The organism is Paenibacillus sp. Soil787 (assembly GCF_001429545.1).
In the GTDB taxonomy this organism is placed as follows: Bacteria; Bacillota; Bacilli; order Paenibacillales; family NBRC-103111; genus Paenibacillus_E.
Window position 1 is genome coordinate 1 of the sequence record NZ_LMSP01000021.1, and the last position, 19,098, is coordinate 19,098.

A 19,098-nucleotide genomic window follows, 5' to 3' on the forward strand; every position below is an offset into this window, starting at 1 on the left:
TGAAAGCTTAATTGCTCATTTGCGTTGCTAGCGAGATTTTGCAATCTCTTTTTGAACGATTTCTCGTTCGTGCTTACTCACTCGTTGTTCAGTTTTCAAAGATCAATTTCTTTCTTTATTACTTCGTCGTCCGTTTAGCGGCGACTTTTTTAATATACCACATCCGCCTAGAAGATTGCAAGTATTTTTTTCAAAGATTTTTTAAAGCATCATCTTCTCAAGCAACTTGTTATCCTTCTTTTCGAAGGGGCGAGTTATAAAATACCACAGGATGAGAGGGTAAGTCAAGCACTTACCCCCTATTTTTTTTGGGCTTGATAGTTACGGTTTCTAGCATACTTTGATATTTCCTTTGGCGTCGCTATGCGAGCATACATCCGGAAGATCACTTTATATCTGGATTCTATGGCCCCTTTAATCTCTTGATCAATTCTTTTGTCATTAAGATCGAACAACATTTCATCTAATTCTTTGCGAAGTACATAATCCAACTCTCTGCATTCCCGATCATTGAACAAAAATCCGAGCATACATCCATCCAAACCCCTCTCGACTGTAGAGATTTATGGCACTTACAGTTTGATTGAAAGAAGAGCCGACCCTTATTCGGTCCGCTCTTCTTACCGTTTTACTGTTATGCTCAGATTTTGCCATTTTTATGACAGAAGTTCTGAAAATATTTTACAGATGCACCAACCAGTAGGTAAGTGTACTTTCAATAATTGCGGCTACGAGTAAAAGTACAACAATGGATACGATTAATGGCTTTGTTAGATGGAGTATTTTAACTAGCTCCGCACGTGCTGTTTTGTCTTTATCAGGCACAAAGAGCTGTGCTCCGGATTTCCAGACCAATAAACCTAATTTAAGCCCGTATGCACAGGCAATCAATATGACTGGAATCTCTATGATACCATGTGGCAGAATCCCCTTCAGAACGATGGACAATGTGCTTTCATGCGTTTGTAGGGAAAGTACATATCCGAGTATCATCCCATTAGCAATTAACATAAAGAGTGGCAGAATGCCTAGTAATAGGCCTAGAAAGATAATGACCACAGACTTAATCACATTATTTAGAAAGATGAAAATAAAAAACCATAATTGGGGGTTATCCTTATTGCTAAGGGATTGACTTAAAGATTTAAGCCCTTGCATCTGCCCTTCTAAGAAATGCGAAAACTGCTCTGAATTCGCCCATCCTAAATATAAACTAAACCCAAAAACTAAAACGACAACGATAAAGTAATGTTTCATTTCTTTAAAATGTTGGAACAATGGTCGGAATTTCATTTTCGTTCCCTCCTATTTCGGAAGCATAAGTACTGTGTACGAGCATACATTATTTACAAAAGAGTATACAAGCCTTGCCCGTATGTAAGGCTTAGAGGAGGTACAAGCTATCCATGAACTACTTTTTCGTTGTAAATGCTCGTAAGTTTAAACAATATGTTTTTATCGCCCTTGCCCTCGTTTTCGCTGCCGCTATTATTTATTCGGAACAAAGTAATGTATCCGTCTTTTCCAATGCAGAGCCCTCCGCTATTTATAGCGTGCAGACCGAGAGAAAGGTCATTGCTCTGACCTTTGATATTTCATGGGGGGAGAAGCGTGCGGAACCTATTTTGAAAATTCTTAAGGAAAAAGGTGTAAAGGATGCGACCTTCTTCCTATCCTCTCCGTGGAGCAAGAGCCACCCAGAGATTGTCGAGCATATCAAGAAGGACGGTTTCGAAATTGGAAGCCATGGCAACAAACACGATAACTATAGTACGCTAAGTGATGAAGAAATACGCAAACAAATTACTACGGCCCATGGCATTTTAACGGAATTGATCGGAAAAGAACCGAACCTGATCCGCCTTCCCAATGGCGACTTCGACAAACGAGTGCTTCGTATTGCGAATGATTTGGGTTATTCAGTTATCCAATGGGATACCGACTCTCAAGACTGGTTAAATAAAGGTGTTGATACAATCATTAATCGTGTAGTATCCAAAGCTCATCCAGGTGATATCGTGTTACTTCACGCCAGCGACTCGTCTCAACAAACACATGAGGCCTTGCCAGTTATCATTGAACAATTAAGAGCTAAGGGATACGAATTCGTAACGGTAAGTGAGCTTATCAAACAAACCCAGGTGGAGACGAAGCCGGTTGAAGACCAAGCAATGAAACAAATCCATTAATGAGCTATGCTTAGACTCAAAAAAGAGCTAATTCTATTAGCTCTTTTTGTTATCCAATATTTTATGTAGAATCAAAATTTGCCATGCATTACAAACAAGCAACGGAGCCATCATAAACAGACTTGATGCTGCGTTATCTAGCTTTAGTGCAGGTACAGCTTCAAGAACCGATACAGCGCACATAAAGAACAATGTCGGGATAAAAGCATTCTGATTCGTCATCTTCACCTTCCAATAAGCAACTGCTATGGAAATTACCAATATGATAGCAGGTAAAACAGAGTAGCTTAGAACGGATCCAGTGCCTTCAAAATTAGTCATCCTCAGATATACGAGGTCAAACAAGACAACAATGACGACAGCCAATTGTAAAAGATCCCATACCGTCTTAGAGCGAATGATACCTGCAGCAATGAACCTGACAATTAGATAAGCAAAAAAGCCCATTTGACTCAGAACGCTTATTGTCGCACCGCCAAGCAACATATTTAATACATTAAATCCTACTGCTGATAACCCCATAACTGAAAAATCTTTGTCGGAATATTGTAAGATGAGTCCAATCCCTATAGATACAATCATTCCTAATAACAATGTTGTCCAAAATAAGTGAAACCACTTTCGCAGCGTCAAGATCAATTACCTCCATACTTCAACTCTAATTGTTAATTGTACCAACGTTTACGATAAAAAGCCAATGAATGGCCCTTATAATCTATCCCGAACCACACATACTAACAACTATTAAGCTAGAGAAGGGAGCATGCTTTTATGTCAATAACAAAGCTTAGAAAGCTGCAAGTCCTACCACTTATTTCTATCGCTTTACTTCTCGCTTCGTGTGGATCAGACAAACAAGCTCAACCCCAAGCCATCCCGTATAAAGAACAAAAGACAATGATTCTTGATATTCTAAAGTCAGAAGATGGGAAGAAAGCAATTAGTGCAGCAAACCGCAGTATCATGATGGGTGAAGTGGGTGCCGGTGGTGTGGCTGGTCAATCTCAGATCAAGCTTTTATCTGCAAATGAATCTTTGCAGCTGCAGATGGCAGTAAAGGATGTACTCACAGCAAAAGAGAATAACATGTTCCTCACTGATATGATGAAAGACCCTAAATTTGCCGGGGATTTTGCTAAGGCTATCCAAAAAGAAACCAAACAGATGTTTAAAGAGCTATTAAAGGACCCAGAATATCAAAAATCACTCGTTGATGTTATGAAAAACCCAGAATATGAAAAGATGATGCTTGATGTCATGAAAACAGCTGCCTATCGCCAGCAAATGATGACGGTTATGGAAGAATCAATCCAGAGTCCTTTGTTCCGCGCACATATGGTTGATCTTCTTAAAGCTGCCATAGCACAACAAAGCAAGCCCGATCAGATGCCTACGGCTAAGAGTGCTCAAAAGAAAGAGGAAGGCGGAGGTAAGGAAGGCGGAGGTAAAGAAGGTGGAGGTAAGGAAGGTGGAGGAGATAAGAAAAAAGATGAGAAAAGCGATTCAGGAGACTCCGAAAAGAAAGATGAAAAGAAGAAGGATGACTCCAGCGATTCTGAATCTTAAATATAAAAGTAAAAGGCATGCGGATTGTATCCGTATGCCTTTTCATTATTTTTCCAATTTGGTAATGATATTCGCAGCCATCTCTAAATAGATTTGTCCGGTTTTCGAGTCTGACTTGTAGACAGAAGGTGAATAGTCGATTTCCGAAACATGATTGTCAGGTGCCCCAAGTGGAATCTGCGCTAATAATTCACTATGTAAATCGTCAGCAAGCCTAGCTCCACCACCCTTACCGAAGACGTAATCTATGCTGCCATCTTTGCATTCATAATACGACATATTTTCCACAATACCCAGAATTTCATGGTTTGTTTGAATGGCCATAGCTCCTGCTCTCGCGGCTACAAAAGCTGCTGTGGCATGTGGAGTTGTTACAATCACTTCTTTGCTTTGCGGGATGAGTTGATGCACATCTAGTGCTACATCTCCCGTTCCCGGAGGAAGATCCAGAAGGATGTATTCAACATCTCCCCAATTGACTTCATTGAAGAAATTGAGAAGCATTTTCCCTAGCATAGGACCACGCCAAACAACAGGCGCATTATCTTGAACAAAGAAGCCCATAGAGATTACTTTTACACCAAATTTCTCAACTGGCATAATGACGTTATCGACAAGCTTCGGCTGTTCTTCTATGCCCATCATATCGGGGATACTGAAACCGTATATATCCGCATCGATGATTCCTACTTTTTTCCCTTGGCGGGCTAGGGCAACGGCTAAATTAACAGTTACGGTTGATTTACCAACACCACCTTTGCCACTTGCAACAGCTATAAACTCAACTGTAGAGGCTTCTCCCAAAATGGGTTGTTCAATCGGTGGTTGAACGGTTTGAGCTTTCTTCTCTTCAGCCGGGTGAACCGTATCTTTAATCTGATTTCGTTCATAATCTGTCATGAGTCTGAAACGAATATGTACTTGTGCTACACCCAATTTTTCTAAAGTTTGCTGAATATAAACCTTCGCTTTTTCTTTAAACGTCTCATCTTCAATTGCAACAATTAAACTTAAAGACACGTTATCGTCTTTAAACATGACATCTCTAACTAAATTAAGTTCAACAACGCTTTTATTGAATTGAGGTTCCACAAGAGGTTGTAACGCTTCTAATAGTTGGTCTTTATTTATCATAGCCACACCACACCTTTATTCGGACATTGTAATTGTGGCCTTAATTATAACACATTTTGATTAAGAACCCACTTTTTCCCCAGCATAATATCTTAAGATCCCCTGATAGACAGATGCCGCCACCATCTTCTGATATTTCTCACTTGCCAGCAATCTTGCTTCTTCTGGATTTGAAAGGAAACCCACTTCTACAAGAGCACTCGGAATTTTCAACGTTTTTAATAAGTAAACGGTCTTGTCCGCCGTCTTGGCAACACGATCAGTATTCTCAAGGTTCTTCTTTAATTCTAACTGAATGAGTGCGGCCAAATTAGGGTTATTCGGGTTATTCGGATAATAGAACGTTTGTGCGCCTCTCCATTTCTGAGAAGGTATGCTGTTTAAATGAACACTAAGAAACATATCCGCATTATTCTCATTGATGAAATCAGCGCGTTTGTGGAGATCTTGTGTCTTTCTTTTACTATATCCCTTCGTACCTGCTTCAGCCAAATCGGTATCCGTTTCCCTTGTCATTATGACTATCGCACCCGCCTGCTGCAAATAATCACGAAGATGAAGTGTGATCGCTAAGTTGATATCTTTCTCAACAACTCCTTCCTTACTGGAAGCTCCACCATCAGGTCCACCATGACCAGCATCTAGAGCAATTGTTTTACCTGATAAAGGTAAAGTCCATTCCGACCACGTTTTCGTTGCAGGCAGCTCATAGACATAGATGAAAACAACAAGTGCGACCAGCAAGGTCGAAAGAACAAGCTTAAGACTACTGTGAAAAGTCAGCCAGATGACCAGCCTCTTCTTACTTTTGCGCATAAAAAATCCACCTCTGTTCCCCATAGACTCTGTAACATCTATATGGGACAGGGTGGACAAATATACCTTACTTAAACTTGATATTCGGGGTCTCTGAGGCCTTCAATAAGAACCTGTGCAACCTCAGGGCGTGTGAACTCCGGAGGCGGACATTGACCGTCTCTAAGCAATCCACGAACTTTTGTGCCAGATAGATGCATATGGTGGGACTTATCATGAGGACAAGTTTTGCTTGAAGCCATATTGCCGCATTTGGTACAGAAGAAGCTATGCTCAAAGAATAGCGGTATAATCCCAATCTCTTCTGCAGTAAAATTGCTAAAAATCTCTTGAGCTTCATACGTGCCGTAATAGTTGCCAACACCCGCGTGATCGCGTCCTACGATGAAATGCGTACATCCATAGTTTCTACGCACAATAGCATGCAAAAGCGCCTCACGAGGACCTGCATAGCGCATAGCAGCCGGGTATACACCTAAGAAAGTCCGATCCTTCGGATAGTAGTTCTCAAGTAATACCAAATAACTTTTCATACGTACATCTGCAGAAATATCATCGGATTTAGTCTCACCTACAAGCGGATTAAGGAAAAGAGCATCCACGATTTCCATGGCTGACTTTTGAATGTATTCATGAGCTCGATGAACCGGATTACGTGTTTGAAAACCAACGACAGTTTTCCACCCATTTTCCGCAAAAATACGACGTGTTTCAGATGGATCAAAGTAAAACTCTTCAAACTTCTTAGGTTTTGGTCGGTTAAGCAATTGAATAGGGCCTCCGATATACGTAGAAGAACGCGAGAACAGTTTATCCACGCCAGGGTGAGCCATATCATCTGTCTTAAATACCTTAATTGCTTCATTTTGTTGATCTGCTTTGTAGATGCTGGTCGTCTCTAAGATAGCATATTTCACATTATCTTCTTCACCAATAAGCGCTACTTGTTCACCGATTGAGATAGAACCAGCAACTTCTGGATCAATTGATAATGTAACAGGTATGCTCCAAACGGTACCATCTGCAAGACGCATGTTTTCCACTACAGAGATATAGTTCTTCTCGTCCAGAAAACCTGCCAATGGAGAAAATGCGCCCACTGCGATAAGAACAAGATCGGAAATTGTCCATGCATTTACACGAATTTGTTTTAAATCAGCCGCGCGTTTAAGAAGCTCTTCTCTTTGCTCTGTTGGGACCAAACGGTTAATTAATTCCTCGCCATGAGGCTTTATTGTTGGCATTCCCGAGCACCTCCATAAAATCTGTATCTGATTATTTATGAAGTCCGCATTCTGTTTTCTCGATACTAGCCCAACGACCTGCACGAGGATCTTCTCCTTCAGCTACAGGACGAGTACAATGTGTGCAACCGATACTTGGATAGTTTCGATCATGTAAGGGATTGTAGATAACATCATTCTCACGAATGTAATTCCATACATCTTCCGAAGTCCAACCAGCAAGAGGATTAAATTTAATCAAACCAAATTTTACGTCGTACTCCACTTTTTTAGCATTTGCACGAGTAGGTGCTTGATCGCGGCGAATCCCTGTGATCCATGCATCGTAATTTTTAAGAATATCTGTTAATGGATCAACCTTACGAATATTACAGCATTGGTTAGCATCCGTTTTCCAAAGCTCATCTCCAAATTTCTCAGCTTGTTCATCAAGCGTAAGCTTTGGCAATACCTGAACGAATTTAGTTCCATAATGCTGCTCTAGGCGATCTCTTGTATCATATGTTTCTGCGAAATGAACATTCGTATCCAAATAAAAAATATCTACATTCGGATTGATTTTTTGCAGCATATCAACAAGCACAACATCTTCTGCACCAAAGCTGCAAGCAAGTGTTAAGCTAGGGAACATGTCAACGGCAAGTTTCAATACCGCTTCTGGTGATTGATTTTCGAATTCTTCAGCTGCTTTCGATACAAAAGCTTCTTTTTCAAAGAGATTCATATTAAGTACCTCCTAAAGTTTATAATCCCGACTGTTATTGTATGATTTATATTTAATTATAGCTGAGTTCTCCTCCGTGTCAATTACTTTTTATCATTTTGGAATTAACTTCGTTAAAATCCTTTGTGCCAGCAGATACAGCTCACTCTTTCATGCAAAAAGAAAAAACCTTTCCAGCATAATGCGGGAAAGGTTCCTCTTGAGCGCCAAAGGCGCGTAATCTTAACGTTTGGAGAATTGAGGAGCACGACGAGCGGCTTTCAATCCATATTTTTTACGCTCTTTCATACGGGAATCACGTGTTAAGAAACCTGCTTTTTTCAGGGATCCACGGTATTCCGGATCAGCTTTCAGCAATGCACGGGAAATCCCGTGACGAATTGCTCCAGCTTGTCCGCTGATTCCACCACCATTTGCAAGAACTAGAACATCGTATTTACCGACAGTCTCAGTTAATGTCAATGGTTGTTTAACGATCAGTTTCAACGTTTCTAGACCGAAATACTCATCTAGATCACGTTTATTGATAATGATGCGTCCTTCACCCGGTACTAAGCGCACGCGCGCTACCGAGTGTTTACGACGACCCGTTCCATAATATTGAACTTGTGCCACGAAACGTTCCTCCTTATATTAACCGCGAAGATTCCAGACTTCTGGTAGTTGTGCTTGGTGCGGGTGCTCTGCTCCACCGTAGACTTTAAGCTTAGTTTTCAAGCTATCGCCAAGACGGTTCTTAGGAAGCATACCGTGTACGGCAAACTCGATCATGCGATCAGGCTTGCTGTTCAGCAAATCCTGAGCAGAAGTCACTTTTAAACCACCTTGGTATAAAGAGTGACGGTAGTACATTTTGTTTTGCATTTTCTTACCTGTTAGCTTAATTTGGGAAGCATTGATAACAACAACGAAATCGCCAGTATCTACGTGTGGAGTGAACTCCGGTTTGTGCTTACCGCGGATAATGCTAGCAACTTCACTTGCAAGACGGCCAAGTGTTTGGCCTGCAGCGTCAACAATGTACCATTTACGCTCAACTTCATTTGGCTTAGCCATATATGTGGTGCGCATGCTTAATCCTCCTAAAAATATATCTCAATACATAATTATTATTGTTAATTTACATAAATGATGGATGGTTGATGGCCATTTGTGATCAGGGGCTGTGGGGTAGCCGATCACGAAACGCCAAGTTATATTTTACACGAAACATCCATAAGAAGCAAGTAGTGTTTTAAGCTTTTTAATAGTCGACTCTCCATAACGTTAAACCCATAGCTTCGGCCGTAGGACCAGCTTGAGATCGGTCTCTAGCTTCAAGAATCCGCTGCATATCGCTGCTTGGTCTCTTACCTTCTCCAATCTGAATCAACGTTCCTGCGATGATCCTAACCATGTTATAAAGGAAACCATTACCCGTTACGATTAACCGGATTCGGGCAATCTTCCCCGTCATAGATAACTCGTCAGCTTCCGTCTCCAGACGAACCTCGTAGAGGGTTCTCACTTTTACTTCCTTATCTGTTCTCACCGTACAAAACGAAGTAAAATCATGCTCACCTAGCAAGCAAGGGAGCGCCTCTCTCATGGCTTCCACATTCAAATGCGTAGGATGATGGTATTCATAGTTGCGGTGAAAGACATCAGGGAAGCGCGCCGAGCGAATTGAAAAGCAGTATGTTTTGCGTTTCGCGGCTTTGCGAGAATGAAAGGAAGGAAGAACTTCTTCCGCGGTATGTGCGACGATATCTCTGGGGAGTCTAGCATTGAGAGCTAAACACCAACGTTCCACTGGAATCTTAGAATTCGTGCTAAAATTAATAACTTGTGCTTTCGCGTGTACACCAGCATCTGTACGCCCGGATGAGATGACTTTCACCCTCTCACCAGTCAACAAGAAAACAGCTTGCTCTAAACGGTATTGGATCGTGTCTGCTTTAGGCTGAATCTGAAAACCTGAATAAGCGGTCCCATCATAACTTATGGTAAAACGTAGATTTCTCAAGGCTTGATCCTCCATGAGTCATCCTTCCTATCTTAAGTGATTAGCCTTAGCTAAATTCACTTCTAGAGAGCGTGCTAAGACTGCAAAAAAAGGGCTTCACCAGAATCTAGCGATTCCGTCCACCCTTTCCCATCCGTCTTTATGCGCGATCTACTAGCTCTAGGTAAACCATTGGTGCTGCGTCACCGCGGCGTGGTCCCAGTTTAAGGATACGTGTGTATCCACCTGGACGCTCGGAGTAACGAGTAGCCAAATCGGAGAACAGCTTTTGAATCGCATCTTGATTCTCGTCTGCAGCTTCTCTACGAACAAAAGCAGCAACCTGACGGCGTGCATGAAGATCTCCGCGCTTCGCAAGAGTGATTAACTTCTCAGCGATGGAACGAATTTCTTTTGCTTTTGCTTCTGTAGTTTGGATGCGTTCATGTATGAACAGATCTGTAACCAGATCACGGAATAATGCTTTACGATTACTGGAATCGCGGTTCAACTTTCTGTAGTTCATTGAATTAACCTCCTTCTGACAAGATTATTCCTCAGTACGTAGTCCCAAACCCAGCTCTTCGAGCTTCTCTTGAACTTCTTCAAGTGATTTGCGGCCTAAGTTCCGAACTTTCATCATGTCTTCTTCTGTTTTGGTAATCAGCTCTTGTACGGTGTTAATCCCTGCACGCTTGAGACAGTTATAAGAACGAACAGATAGATCAAGTTCCTCGATAGTCATCTCCAGAACTTTCTCTTTCTTATCTTCTTCTTTCTCTACCATAATCTCAGCATCTTTCGCTTCATCCGTCAAACCGACGAACAAGTTCAGATGTTCAGTTAAGATTTTGGCACCCAAGCTCACTGCTTCTTCTGGTCGAATACTTCCATCGGTCCACACTTCGAGGGTCAACTTATCATAGTTAGTCACTTGGCCGACGCGAGTATTCTCAATAGAATAGTTTACTCGAGTAATAGGCGTGTAGATCGAATCAATTGGAATCACACCAATTGGTTGCTCTTCATGCTTATTTTTGTCCGATTGGACGTAACCGCGTCCTCTGCCCGCATGAATCCTCATGTGAAGACGTGCGTCCGGAGACAAGGTTGCAATATGCAGATCCGGATTAAGAGTCTCCACATCGCTATCACCACGGATATCAGCCGCGGTAATATTACCTTCTCCTTCTGCATCAATTTCAAGCACTTTCTCCTCATCGGAGTGAATTTTCAACGATAGGCCTTTCAAGTTGAGGATAATTTCCGTTACATCCTCAAGCACGCCAGGAATCGTTGAAAACTCATGTAAAACGCCATCGATTTGGACAGAGGTTACTGCTGCCCCCGGTAAAGAGGACAGTAAGATACGACGTAGTGAGTTACCTAAGGTTGTACCATAGCCACGCTCCAACGGCTCGATGATAAATCTACCATAAGCGCCATCTTCACTTAATGCTACGGTTTCTATTTTTGGCTTTTCGATTTCGATCATGAAATGTACCCTCCATTCAATACGTCGTTTCCCTCTGGATACTTCGCCTGAAAATTTCATAGTATTCCTATCCTTCAAACCATTATTCACGATTTTGGAATAATTATACTACAAAGTGATCCTGAATTATACGCGACGACGTTTTGGAGGACGGCAGCCATTATGAGGAACCGGAGTCACGTCTTTAATCAGGTTTACTTCAAGACCTGCTGCTTGCAAAGAACGAATTGCTGCTTCGCGGCCAGCTCCTGGACCTTTAACCATTACTTCAACAGTTTTCAAGCCGTGCTCCATAGCTGCTTTAGCTGCTTTTTCAGCTGCCATTTGCGCTGCGAAAGGAGTACTTTTACGGGAACCTTTGAATCCAAGGTTTCCTGAACTTGCCCAAGAAATTGCGTTACCATGCGGATCCGTGATCGTTACGATCGTGTTGTTAAATGTTGAACGGATGTGTGCTACACCGCTCTCAATATTTTTCCGGTCACGACGTTTCGTACGGACGACTTTTTTAGGTTTTGCCATTAGCTCTAACCCCCTTTATTATTTCTTCTTATTAGCTACCGTACGACGAGGACCTTTACGTGTACGAGCATTAGTTTTAGTACGTTGTCCACGAACAGGAAGACCACGGCGGTGACGAAGACCACGGTAGGATCCGATTTCGATTAGACGTTTGATGTTTAGGGAAATTTCGCGACGAAGGTCGCCTTCTACTTTAAGGGTTTTGTCAATTACATCACGGATCTTGCTCACTTCATCTTCAGTCAAGTCGCGAACGCGAGTACTAGCGTCGATACCTGTGGAAGCAATGATTTTCTGAGCAGTTGTAGTGCCGATACCGAAAATGTAAGTCAACGCGATTACAACTCGTTTGTCACGAGGTAAGTCAACTCCAGCTAAACGTGCCATCTACAGATTGCACCTCCTTTTAACCTTGTTTTTGTTTGTGCTTAGGATTTTCACAGATAACCATTACATTACCTTTACGGCGAATAACTTTGCATTTCTCGCAAATCGGTTTAACCGACGGTCTAACTTTCATTTTTAAGCCCTCCTTATCATCGTAAGCAACCATGTTGCGTTTTCGATTAGAAAACTTGCTTCGTAAGCATACGCCTTGAGAGAGTAACTTACATGTAAGCCGAACATTTATTTAAAACGGTAGGTTATACGGCCTCTCGTTAAATCATAAGGCGATAATTCTACGGTAACCTTATCTCCAGGCAAAATGCGGATAAAATGCATTCTGATCTTACCGGATACATGGGCTAGGATTTTATGACCATTTTCCAATTCAACCTTAAACATTGCATTCGGAAGAGGTTCAATCACTGTACCTTCTACTTCAATTACATCTTCTTTGGCCACAGTCATTCTCCTTTCTCTTGTGCTTCATCTTGCATAAGTTCAACGAATTTGGCAATTGCGAAGCGCAACTTTCCATTAGTAACACGACCTGTTTCCCTAATGCTTGACTCCACTTCACTGCTAATCGTTTCTTGTAACTGAAGATGATTCAGGTTCTTCTTCTTTGGTTGATCGAATTTGCGATGATCACCGTCGGCAAGCCAGACAAAGCGATGATCGACAATTCCAATCACGACCGCATATTCTCCGGGATCTCGACCGCGAAGCACCTTTACGATTTGACCCACCTTCGGAATCTTGCTATCCATTCATCATCACCTACGATCTAGGCAAAGTTAATATTTCATAACCGGCTGCCGTAATTGCAATCGTATGTTCAAAATGAGCGCATAGGGTACGATCCGCAGTGACTACAGTCCAATCGTCTTCGAGTGTTTGGACAAATCTTTCGCCAACGACCACCATCGGTTCAATGGCTAGGACCATGCCTGGTTTGAGACGAGGACCTTTGTCAGGTACACCATAATTCGGAATTTGTGGCTCTTCGTGAAGATCCGTTCCGATACCGTGACCGACATACTCTATAACCACGGAGAAGCCTGCGTCTTCAATACAAGTTTGGATTGCATGCGACAACGTGTAGAGTCTAGCATCCGGTTTAGCTTCTGCTATGCCTCGATAAAGTGATTGTTCTGTCACAGCTAACAAACGCCTAGCTGTTTCAGAAATTTCACCGACAGGATACGTCCAAGCAGAATCTCCATGATAACCTTTATACTGAGCACCAATATCTATACTGATAATATCGCCCTCAGTCAGCTTTCTTGGACCAGGAATACCATGAACTAATTCTTCGTTGACTGAAGCACAAATGCTTCCAGGAAAACCGTTGTAGCCTTTAAAAGATGGAATCGCTCCCTGACTGCGAATGAATTCCTCTGCGATCTGATCAAGTTCTTTCGTTGTAATGTTCGGACGAATCGCCCTTGCCAATAAGCGGTGCGTTTCGGCTACGATACGACCAGCTTCTCGCATTAGGTCTAGTTCAACCTCGGACTTACAAATGATCATTACGCTAGACCTCGTAGCAGTGAGCTAATTTGTTCGGTTACCGCATGAATGTCTTGTTCCCCGTTAACCTCACGCAATAATTCCCTCTTTTGGTAGTAATCCAGCAGCGGAGCCGTTTTATTGATGTATTCATCTAAACGAGTTCCGACTTTCTCTTCCGTATCATCAGATCGTTGGTACAACTCACCCGAACATTTATCGCATACGCCTTCTTGCTTTGGTGGGTTGAAGATTACATGATACGTAGAACCACAGGATTTACAAATTCTTCGGCCAGTTAGTCTTGCAAGCAAGAAACTGCGATCAACGGAAAGATTGATAACAACCTCAATCTTCTTACCTAATGAATCTACGATTTCAGACAACGCATCTGCTTGAGCAACAGTTCTAGGGAACCCGTCAAGCAAAAAACCTTTATCGCAATCCGGTTGGGCAAGACGCTCTCTCACAATACCGTTCGTTATTTCATCAGGAACCAGAAGCCCCTTATCCACATAACCTTTGGCCTCAACACCAAGTGGTGTTCCTTGACTCATCGCCAAGCGAAAAGCATCTCCAGTTGAAATATGAGGAATTTGAAATTCGTTAACGATTTTTTCAGCTTGCGTACCTTTGCCTGCACCAGGAGGCCCCATAAAAATTACGTTCACACTTAAAACCTCCCATCGCACTCGGCATTACGAACAGCACAATAGGTGCCGATGTCGCAGATATTGCCCCATCAGAACCTATTAGCTATTTATTGATAAATCCTTTGTAATGACGCTTAATCAATTGGCTCTCGATTTGTTTCATTGTCTCAAGACCAACGCCTACTACGATAAGTAAAGATGTACCACCAATCCGAACCGAACTAGGCAAACCGGCAAGTCCTCCAAATAGCATTGGAAGAATCGAGATCGCTGAGAGAAACAAAGCTCCAGAAAGAGTAATTCTAGTCATTACGCGAGTCAGATAAGTCGATGTTGTCTTACCGGGTCTAATACCTGGTATGTAGCCACCATTTTTCTTCATCTGGTCGGCCATTTGAACTGGATTAATTTGTACGAAGGTATAAAAGTATGTGAATCCAATAATCAGCAGTACGTAGAGTACGATCGCTAGTGGTGCAGTTTGGTTAATACTTAAATTGTTAATTATCCATTCTGCAACAACATTTCCTCTCCAGTAACTAGCAATGGTAGGAGGGAACATCAATAACGAAAGTGCAAAGATTACAGGGATTACACCAGCCGCATTCACTTTAAGAGGAATGTGGGTGGTTTGACCGCCATACATTTTACGACCAACTACCCGTTTCGCATATTGTACAGGTATCTTACGAATACCTTGCTGCACGAATATGACACCGGCAATAATCAGTACAACAACCAAAGCAATAATGATCAGTTTCACGATATTCAGGAACAAAGCTCCTTCGGTCGCAAAAAGTGTTTTGTAAATTTGCTGTATGCTTGTAGGAATCGCCGCGACGATACCTGCAAAGATGATAATGGAAATACCGTTTCCAATCCCATATTCCGTGATTTGCTCACCGAGCCACATCAAGAAAGCTGTACCAGCTGTCAGTACGAGAGCGATTAGAGCAAAGGTTGTGACGCCTGGATCGATCACGAGTCCGCTATACAAACGGTTAAACCCAATGGAAAGTCCAAAAGCTTGAATCACGCCTAGAATAATCGTACCGTAACGAGTAACTTGCGTCATTTTCTTTCTTCCAACATCACCTTCTTTTGCCCATTGCGCAAAGCGTGGAATAACATCCATGGACAAAAGCTGAACTATGATAGAAGCCGTGATGTAAGGCGTAATTCCCATCGCGAAGAGGGAGAATTGGAAGAGCGCACCGCCTGAAAACGTGTTAAGCAAACCAAAGACATCACTTTGATTCGCTTGGTCTTGAAGTTTCAGAACAGCCGTATTTATGTTAGGCACTGGAATAAAGGCACCTAAGCGGTAGACGATTAGCAAGATGAGCGTAAATAAAATTCTTCTGCGTAAATCTTCTACTTTGAAGATGTTGGCTATGGTATTAAACATTAAATCACCTCGGTTTGACCGCCGGCAGCTTGGATTTTCTCAATCGCTGATTGAGAGAACTTATTCGCTTTAACGGTTAATTTTACTGTGATTTCACCGTTTCCTAAAATCTTGATGCCATCTTTAGGAGCTTTAACAATACCAGTCTCCATTAATACTTCTGGAGTAACTTCGGTACCAGCTGCGAAATTGTTCAAATCTTCAAGGTTTACGATTGCGTATTCCGTACGGAAACGATTCGTGAAACCACGTTTAGGTAAACGACGGTATAACGGGTTTTGTCCACCCTCGAATCCAGGACGAACGCCTCCACCGGAACGTGCGTTTTGACCTTTATGTCCGCGAGTTGATGTTTTACCCATGCCGCTACTTGTACCACGGCCAACACGTTTGCGAGTGTGACGAGAACCAGTAGCAGAACTTAGCTCATGTAACTTCATCGTTGCACACCTCCTCTAGATCTTAATATCTTGCACTATGCTTCGATTTCTTTAACTTCTACCAAATGGCTCACTTGATTAACCATGCCTCTGATCGCAGCATTATCTTGATGAAGAACAGTTTGGTGCATCTTGCGAAGACCAAGTGTTTTCACTGTAACGCGTTGTGTTTCAGGGCGGCCAATCAGGCTGCGTTTTAGGGTAATTTGTAATTGTTTCGCCATGTTTACCCCTCCTAACCTAATAGCTCTTGAACTGTTTTACCGCGAAGCTTTGCAACTTCTTCCGCTTTTTTCAAGCGGCTTAAGCCTTCAAGCGTTGCGTTAACCATGTTCATGGAGTTCGATGAACCAAGGGATTTTGTCAAGATATCGCCGATACCAGCAAGTTCAAGTACTGCACGAACTGGTCCGCCTGCGATAACTCCTGTACCTTGGGAAGCTGGTTTTAACAGAACACGTCCTGCACCAAACTTACCTGTTACAAGGTGAGGAATCGAAGTGCCTACGATAGGAACATGAATCAAGTTCTTTTTCGCATCTTCAATACCTTTGCGGATTGCATCAGGAACTTCGGAAGCTTTACCGATTCCTGCGCCAACCCAGCCATTGCCATCGCCAACGACAACAAGTGCGCTGAAGCTGAAACGACGTCCGCCTTTTACTACTTTAGCTACGCGATTAATATTAACAACTTTTTCTGTTAGCTCTAAAGTATTAGGATCTACACGCAAGTCTTTTACCTCCTTATATATGTTTTTCCTAGAATTCAAGTCCAGCTTCACGAGCTGCGTCAGCTAATGCTTGAACACGTCCATGATAAAGGTATCCACCGCGGTCAAAAACCACTTTGTCTAAACCCTTTTCTTTCGCACGCTCAGCGATTAATGCGCCAACTTTACGAGCAGCTTCAACGTTACCGCCATTACCAATTTCACTTTTCAGTTCTTTATCTTGAGTTGATGCAGCAACGATTGTAATACCCGTTGTATCATCGATAAGCTGAGCATACATGTGTTTGGAAGAGCGGAATATGTTTAAGCGCGGACGAACAGTTGTACCTTCGATTTTCTTACGAACACGAAGATGTCTTTTCAAACGAGCTTTATTTTTATCGCTTTTAGTAATCATCTATACTTACACTCCTTTCATCATCTTATGATGCGAGGCTTATGCTTACGTAGCAAGTTTTCATACGAAAACTCTTAGCTATTACCCGCGATCTAACGATCTTATTTCTTCTTACCAGCTTTACCTTCTTTACGAAGAATGCGTTCGCCTTCATACTTGATACCTTTACCTTTATACGGCTCAGGTTCACGTACAGAACGAACTTTAGCTGCCATAGCGCCTACTAGTTCTTTATCAATACCTTTAACGATGATTTTCGTGTTCGTAGGAACATCGAACTCAATACCGTTTTCAGGAGTGATTTCAACTGGATGAGAGTACCCAACGTTGAGAACTAATTTGTCGCCGCTCTTGTTAGCACGGTAACCAACGCCAACTAGATCCAAAGATTTCGTGAAACCTTCCGTTACGCCACTTACCATGTTGGCAACAACACTACGTGTTGTACCATGCAGGGAACGGTGGAGTTTGTTATCGGAAGGACGCTCAACGGAAATCTCGTTTTCTAGAACATTTACTTTCATATCTTTATGAAGTTCACGGGACAAAGAACCTTTAGGGCCTTTAACCGTGATTTGAGTATTGTCTAGTGTTACATTTACACCACTTGGAATGGTGATTGGCTTACGACCAATACGAGACATGTTTGCACCTCCATTCAATTACAATTGTATTACCAAACGTAGCAGATAACCTCTCCGCCAGCTTTGGATTGACGAGCATCTTTATCCGTCATAACTCCTTTAGATGTGGAGATGATGGCAATCCCTAATCCGCCCAATACTCGAGGGACTTCTTGTGATTTCGTATAAACGCGTAGACCTGGTTTGCTAATTCTTTTCAAACCGGAGATAACACGCTCATTGTTTGAACCGTATTTCAGGAACAAACGAATGATACCTTGTTTGCTATCTTCAACGTACTCAGCGTCACGGATAAATCCTTCTTTTTTAAGGATTTCAGCGATTTCCCTCTTCACTTTTGACGCAGGAATTTCAACTGTTTCATGACGTACGATATTCGCATTACGAATGCGAGTTAGCATATCTGCAATTGGATCTGACATGACCATTTTGTGTAAACCTCCTTCCCGAAAATAGGGTGATTACCAGCTTGCTTTTTTAACGCCTGGAATCTGACCTTTGTGTGCTAATTCGCGGAAACAAATCCGACAAATTTTGAACTTGCGAAGCACTGAATGCGGACGTCCGCAGCGCTCACAACGTGTGTATGCTTGCACTTTAAACTTCGGGGTACGTTGCTGTTTGACTTTCATCGAAGTTTTTGCCACTTAATATAACACCTCCTGATAGGTACGACCTGGTAACCTATTTAACGAAAGGCGCTCCGAGTTGTGTTAAAAGCTCGCGAGCTTCCTCGTCGGACTTAGCCGTTGTAACGATAACAATATCCATACCACGAACTTTATCAACTTTGTCATACTCAATCTCTGGGAAAATGAGTTGTTCTTTCAGACCAAGTGTGTAGTTTCCACGGCCGTCAAAAGCCTTGTTGGAAATACCACGGAAGTCACGTACACGTGGAAGTGATACGTTGAAAAGTTTATCCAAGAAATGATACATGCGCTCACCGCGAAGAGTTACTTTCACGCCGATTGGCATATTTTCACGAAGTTTGAAACCCGCGATCGCTTTTTTGGATTTTGTAACAACTGGTTTTTGACCAGAGATCTTTTGAAGATCTTCTACTGCAGTGTCAAGTACTTTGGAGTTCGAAACAGCCTCACCAACACCCATGTTGATAACGATTTTCTCGATCTTAGGAACTTGCATGACTGTTGTGTAGTTAAACTTTTGAATTAACGCTGGAGTGATTTCGTTCAAATAACGATCTTTCATTCTTACTGCCATGACTCATTTGCCTCCTTTCCATGCTT

Annotated in this window: 30 protein-coding genes; 2 read left to right on the forward strand and 28 right to left on the reverse strand. The window is 42.3% G+C overall.

The features are described from left to right. Positions 1-299 precede the first annotated feature (299 nt). Together ASG93_RS18650 and ASG93_RS18655 are read right to left on the reverse strand one after the other, a co-directional pair. Positions 300-530: a hypothetical protein gene (locus ASG93_RS18650; RefSeq protein ID WP_029196431.1), complete on the reverse strand. Its 231-nt coding sequence runs from the start codon at positions 528-530 to the stop codon at positions 300-302. A gap of 151 nt (positions 531-681) precedes the next feature. Continuing rightward, positions 682-1,293 (reverse strand): stage II sporulation protein M, encoded by a 612-nt coding sequence (locus ASG93_RS18655; protein ID WP_056834145.1) that lies wholly within the window; start codon positions 1,291-1,293, stop codon positions 682-684. 113 nt (positions 1,294-1,406) lie between these two features. Between ASG93_RS18655 and pdaB the strand changes: the two genes are divergently transcribed. Next, positions 1,407-2,189 (forward strand): polysaccharide deacetylase family sporulation protein PdaB, encoded by a 783-nt coding sequence (pdaB, locus tag ASG93_RS18660; RefSeq protein ID WP_056834147.1) that lies wholly within the window; start codon positions 1,407-1,409, stop codon positions 2,187-2,189. 36 nt (positions 2,190-2,225) lie between these two features. Here the strand turns inward: pdaB and ASG93_RS18665 are convergent, their stop codons facing one another. Continuing rightward, on the reverse strand, positions 2,226-2,822 hold the full coding sequence (locus tag ASG93_RS18665) for a KinB-signaling pathway activation protein (protein ID WP_056834149.1): 597 nt from the start codon (positions 2,820-2,822) through the stop codon (positions 2,226-2,228). 138 nt (positions 2,823-2,960) lie between these two features. On the opposite strand from ASG93_RS18665, the gene gerD reads away from it, so the two are divergent. Beyond that, on the forward strand, positions 2,961-3,755 hold the full coding sequence (gerD, locus tag ASG93_RS18670; RefSeq protein ID WP_056834153.1) for a spore germination lipoprotein GerD: 795 nt from the start codon (positions 2,961-2,963) through the stop codon (positions 3,753-3,755). Between the two features lie 45 nt (positions 3,756-3,800). On the opposite strand, the gene ASG93_RS18675 is transcribed toward gerD, so the two are convergent. The 25 genes from ASG93_RS18675 to rplE form a co-directional block, all read right to left on the reverse strand. After that, positions 3,801-4,889 (reverse strand): P-loop NTPase, encoded by a 1,089-nt coding sequence (locus ASG93_RS18675; RefSeq protein WP_056834155.1) that lies wholly within the window; start codon positions 4,887-4,889, stop codon positions 3,801-3,803. Positions 4,890-4,949: 60 nt separating this feature from the next. Next, positions 4,950-5,705 (reverse strand): N-acetylmuramoyl-L-alanine amidase CwlD, encoded by a 756-nt coding sequence (gene cwlD / locus ASG93_RS18680; RefSeq protein WP_056834158.1) that lies wholly within the window; start codon positions 5,703-5,705, stop codon positions 4,950-4,952. A 71-nt stretch (positions 5,706-5,776) separates the two neighbouring features. Next, positions 5,777-6,949, reverse strand: a complete 1,173-nt coding sequence (gene sat / locus ASG93_RS18685) for a sulfate adenylyltransferase (RefSeq protein WP_056834160.1) — start codon at positions 6,947-6,949, stop codon at positions 5,777-5,779. Positions 6,950-6,980: 31 nt separating this feature from the next. Continuing rightward, positions 6,981-7,673 (reverse strand): phosphoadenylyl-sulfate reductase, encoded by a 693-nt coding sequence (locus ASG93_RS18690; RefSeq protein WP_056834162.1) that lies wholly within the window; start codon positions 7,671-7,673, stop codon positions 6,981-6,983. A 222-nt stretch (positions 7,674-7,895) separates the two neighbouring features. Then, complete coding sequence (gene rpsI, locus ASG93_RS18695) at positions 7,896-8,288, reverse strand: 30S ribosomal protein S9 (RefSeq protein WP_029196439.1); 393 nt, start codon at positions 8,286-8,288, stop codon at positions 7,896-7,898. Between the two features lie 18 nt (positions 8,289-8,306). After that, positions 8,307-8,744: a 50S ribosomal protein L13 gene (gene rplM / locus ASG93_RS18700; protein ID WP_029196440.1), complete on the reverse strand. Its 438-nt coding sequence runs from the start codon at positions 8,742-8,744 to the stop codon at positions 8,307-8,309. A 172-nt stretch (positions 8,745-8,916) separates the two neighbouring features. Continuing rightward, on the reverse strand, positions 8,917-9,678 hold the full coding sequence (gene truA / locus ASG93_RS18705) for a tRNA pseudouridine(38-40) synthase TruA (protein ID WP_056834214.1): 762 nt from the start codon (positions 9,676-9,678) through the stop codon (positions 8,917-8,919). Between the two features lie 139 nt (positions 9,679-9,817). Further along, the gene (gene rplQ / locus ASG93_RS18710) at positions 9,818-10,183 is read right to left on the reverse strand and encodes a 50S ribosomal protein L17 (RefSeq protein ID WP_029196442.1); all 366 of its coding nucleotides are present in this window, start codon (positions 10,181-10,183) and stop codon (positions 9,818-9,820) included. Positions 10,184-10,207: 24 nt separating this feature from the next. Continuing rightward, complete coding sequence (locus tag ASG93_RS18715; RefSeq protein ID WP_056834164.1) at positions 10,208-11,152, reverse strand: DNA-directed RNA polymerase subunit alpha; 945 nt, start codon at positions 11,150-11,152, stop codon at positions 10,208-10,210. Between the two features lie 126 nt (positions 11,153-11,278). Next, the gene (rpsK, locus tag ASG93_RS18720) at positions 11,279-11,674 is read right to left on the reverse strand and encodes a 30S ribosomal protein S11 (protein ID WP_028557470.1); all 396 of its coding nucleotides are present in this window, start codon (positions 11,672-11,674) and stop codon (positions 11,279-11,281) included. An 18-nt stretch (positions 11,675-11,692) separates the two neighbouring features. Further along, a complete protein-coding gene (rpsM, locus tag ASG93_RS18725; protein WP_028557471.1) occupies positions 11,693-12,061 on the reverse strand; it encodes a 30S ribosomal protein S13 in 369 nt (122 codons plus the stop codon). A gap of 19 nt (positions 12,062-12,080) precedes the next feature. Further along, positions 12,081-12,194, reverse strand: coding sequence for a 50S ribosomal protein L36 (gene rpmJ, locus ASG93_RS18730; protein ID WP_003333770.1), 114 nt, complete (start codon positions 12,192-12,194; stop codon positions 12,081-12,083). A gap of 107 nt (positions 12,195-12,301) precedes the next feature. After that, positions 12,302-12,520, reverse strand: a complete 219-nt coding sequence (gene infA / locus ASG93_RS18735; protein WP_009676800.1) for a translation initiation factor IF-1 — start codon at positions 12,518-12,520, stop codon at positions 12,302-12,304. A 2-nt stretch (positions 12,521-12,522) separates the two neighbouring features. Further along, positions 12,523-12,828 (reverse strand): KOW domain-containing RNA-binding protein, encoded by a 306-nt coding sequence (locus tag ASG93_RS18740; RefSeq protein ID WP_029196445.1) that lies wholly within the window; start codon positions 12,826-12,828, stop codon positions 12,523-12,525. Positions 12,829-12,838: 10 nt separating this feature from the next. Next, on the reverse strand, positions 12,839-13,591 hold the full coding sequence (gene map / locus ASG93_RS18745; protein WP_056834166.1) for a type I methionyl aminopeptidase: 753 nt from the start codon (positions 13,589-13,591) through the stop codon (positions 12,839-12,841). Beyond that, positions 13,591-14,241 (reverse strand): adenylate kinase, encoded by a 651-nt coding sequence (locus tag ASG93_RS18750; protein ID WP_029196447.1) that lies wholly within the window; start codon positions 14,239-14,241, stop codon positions 13,591-13,593. The genes map and ASG93_RS18750 overlap by 1 nt, the downstream gene beginning before the upstream one ends. A gap of 85 nt (positions 14,242-14,326) precedes the next feature. Next, on the reverse strand, positions 14,327-15,631 hold the full coding sequence (secY, locus tag ASG93_RS18755) for a preprotein translocase subunit SecY (protein ID WP_056834168.1): 1,305 nt from the start codon (positions 15,629-15,631) through the stop codon (positions 14,327-14,329). Next, entirely contained in the window at positions 15,631-16,071 is a 441-nt protein-coding gene (rplO, locus tag ASG93_RS18760) for a 50S ribosomal protein L15 (protein ID WP_047683177.1), read from the reverse strand. Before rplO ends, secY begins: the two co-directional genes overlap by 1 nt. A gap of 35 nt (positions 16,072-16,106) precedes the next feature. Beyond that, positions 16,107-16,295, reverse strand: coding sequence for a 50S ribosomal protein L30 (gene rpmD / locus ASG93_RS18765; protein WP_029196450.1), 189 nt, complete (start codon positions 16,293-16,295; stop codon positions 16,107-16,109). A gap of 11 nt (positions 16,296-16,306) precedes the next feature. Then, the gene (rpsE, locus tag ASG93_RS18770; RefSeq protein WP_029196451.1) at positions 16,307-16,804 is read right to left on the reverse strand and encodes a 30S ribosomal protein S5; all 498 of its coding nucleotides are present in this window, start codon (positions 16,802-16,804) and stop codon (positions 16,307-16,309) included. A 28-nt stretch (positions 16,805-16,832) separates the two neighbouring features. Next, positions 16,833-17,201, reverse strand: a complete 369-nt coding sequence (gene rplR / locus ASG93_RS18775; protein ID WP_056834170.1) for a 50S ribosomal protein L18 — start codon at positions 17,199-17,201, stop codon at positions 16,833-16,835. A gap of 101 nt (positions 17,202-17,302) precedes the next feature. Continuing rightward, positions 17,303-17,845: a 50S ribosomal protein L6 gene (gene rplF / locus ASG93_RS18780; protein WP_047683181.1), complete on the reverse strand. Its 543-nt coding sequence runs from the start codon at positions 17,843-17,845 to the stop codon at positions 17,303-17,305. A 29-nt stretch (positions 17,846-17,874) separates the two neighbouring features. Further along, entirely contained in the window at positions 17,875-18,273 is a 399-nt protein-coding gene (rpsH, locus tag ASG93_RS18785; RefSeq protein ID WP_056834171.1) for a 30S ribosomal protein S8, read from the reverse strand. A gap of 33 nt (positions 18,274-18,306) precedes the next feature. Next, positions 18,307-18,492, reverse strand: a complete 186-nt coding sequence (locus ASG93_RS18790; RefSeq protein WP_029196455.1) for a type Z 30S ribosomal protein S14 — start codon at positions 18,490-18,492, stop codon at positions 18,307-18,309. 37 nt (positions 18,493-18,529) lie between these two features. Then, positions 18,530-19,072 (reverse strand): 50S ribosomal protein L5, encoded by a 543-nt coding sequence (gene rplE / locus ASG93_RS18795; RefSeq protein ID WP_056834174.1) that lies wholly within the window; start codon positions 19,070-19,072, stop codon positions 18,530-18,532. Positions 19,073-19,098: the final 26 nt, after the last annotated feature.

Bases quoted from the DNA above. Each gene is read 5' to 3' on its own strand.
- rplF (WP_047683181.1), bottom strand. From the start codon at position 17,845: ATGTCTCGTATTGGTCGTAAGCCAATCACCATTCCAAGTGGTGTAAAT.
- rplQ (WP_029196442.1), bottom strand. From the start codon at position 10,183: ATGAACTACAGAAAGTTGAACCGCGATTCCAGTAATCGTAAAGCATTA.
- rpsM (WP_028557471.1), bottom strand. From the start codon at position 12,061: ATGGCACGTTTAGCTGGAGTTGACTTACCTCGTGACAAACGAGTTGTA.
- rplM (WP_029196440.1), bottom strand. From the start codon at position 8,744: ATGCGCACCACATATATGGCTAAGCCAAATGAAGTTGAGCGTAAATGG.
- ASG93_RS18740 (WP_029196445.1), bottom strand. From the start codon at position 12,828: ATGGATAGCAAGATTCCGAAGGTGGGTCAAATCGTAAAGGTGCTTCGC.
- rpmD (WP_029196450.1), bottom strand. From the start codon at position 16,295: ATGGCGAAACAATTACAAATTACCCTAAAACGCAGCCTGATTGGCCGC.
- rplE (WP_056834174.1), bottom strand. From the start codon at position 19,072: ATGGCAGTAAGAATGAAAGATCGTTATTTGAACGAAATCACTCCAGCG.
- sat (WP_056834160.1), bottom strand. From the start codon at position 6,949: ATGCCAACAATAAAGCCTCATGGCGAGGAATTAATTAACCGTTTGGTC.
- pdaB (WP_056834147.1), top strand. From the start codon at position 1,407: ATGAACTACTTTTTCGTTGTAAATGCTCGTAAGTTTAAACAATATGTT.
- cwlD (WP_056834158.1), bottom strand. From the start codon at position 5,705: ATGCGCAAAAGTAAGAAGAGGCTGGTCATCTGGCTGACTTTTCACAGT.
- ASG93_RS18690 (WP_056834162.1), bottom strand. From the start codon at position 7,673: ATGAATCTCTTTGAAAAAGAAGCTTTTGTATCGAAAGCAGCTGAAGAA.
- rpsK (WP_028557470.1), bottom strand. From the start codon at position 11,674: ATGGCAAAACCTAAAAAAGTCGTCCGTACGAAACGTCGTGACCGGAAA.
- ASG93_RS18650 (WP_029196431.1), bottom strand. From the start codon at position 530: ATGCTCGGATTTTTGTTCAATGATCGGGAATGCAGAGAGTTGGATTAT.
- rplR (WP_056834170.1), bottom strand. From the start codon at position 17,201: ATGATTACTAAAAGCGATAAAAATAAAGCTCGTTTGAAAAGACATCTT.
- secY (WP_056834168.1), bottom strand. From the start codon at position 15,631: ATGTTTAATACCATAGCCAACATCTTCAAAGTAGAAGATTTACGCAGA.
- rpsH (WP_056834171.1), bottom strand. From the start codon at position 18,273: ATGGTCATGTCAGATCCAATTGCAGATATGCTAACTCGCATTCGTAAT.
- ASG93_RS18655 (WP_056834145.1), bottom strand. From the start codon at position 1,293: ATGAAATTCCGACCATTGTTCCAACATTTTAAAGAAATGAAACATTAC.
- ASG93_RS18715 (WP_056834164.1), bottom strand. From the start codon at position 11,152: ATGATCGAAATCGAAAAGCCAAAAATAGAAACCGTAGCATTAAGTGAA.
- rpmJ (WP_003333770.1), bottom strand. From the start codon at position 12,194: ATGAAAGTTAGACCGTCGGTTAAACCGATTTGCGAGAAATGCAAAGTT.
- gerD (WP_056834153.1), top strand. From the start codon at position 2,961: ATGTCAATAACAAAGCTTAGAAAGCTGCAAGTCCTACCACTTATTTCT.
- rplO (WP_047683177.1), bottom strand. From the start codon at position 16,071: ATGAAGTTACATGAGCTAAGTTCTGCTACTGGTTCTCGTCACACTCGC.
- ASG93_RS18675 (WP_056834155.1), bottom strand. From the start codon at position 4,889: ATGATAAATAAAGACCAACTATTAGAAGCGTTACAACCTCTTGTGGAA.
- map (WP_056834166.1), bottom strand. From the start codon at position 13,591: ATGATCATTTGTAAGTCCGAGGTTGAACTAGACCTAATGCGAGAAGCT.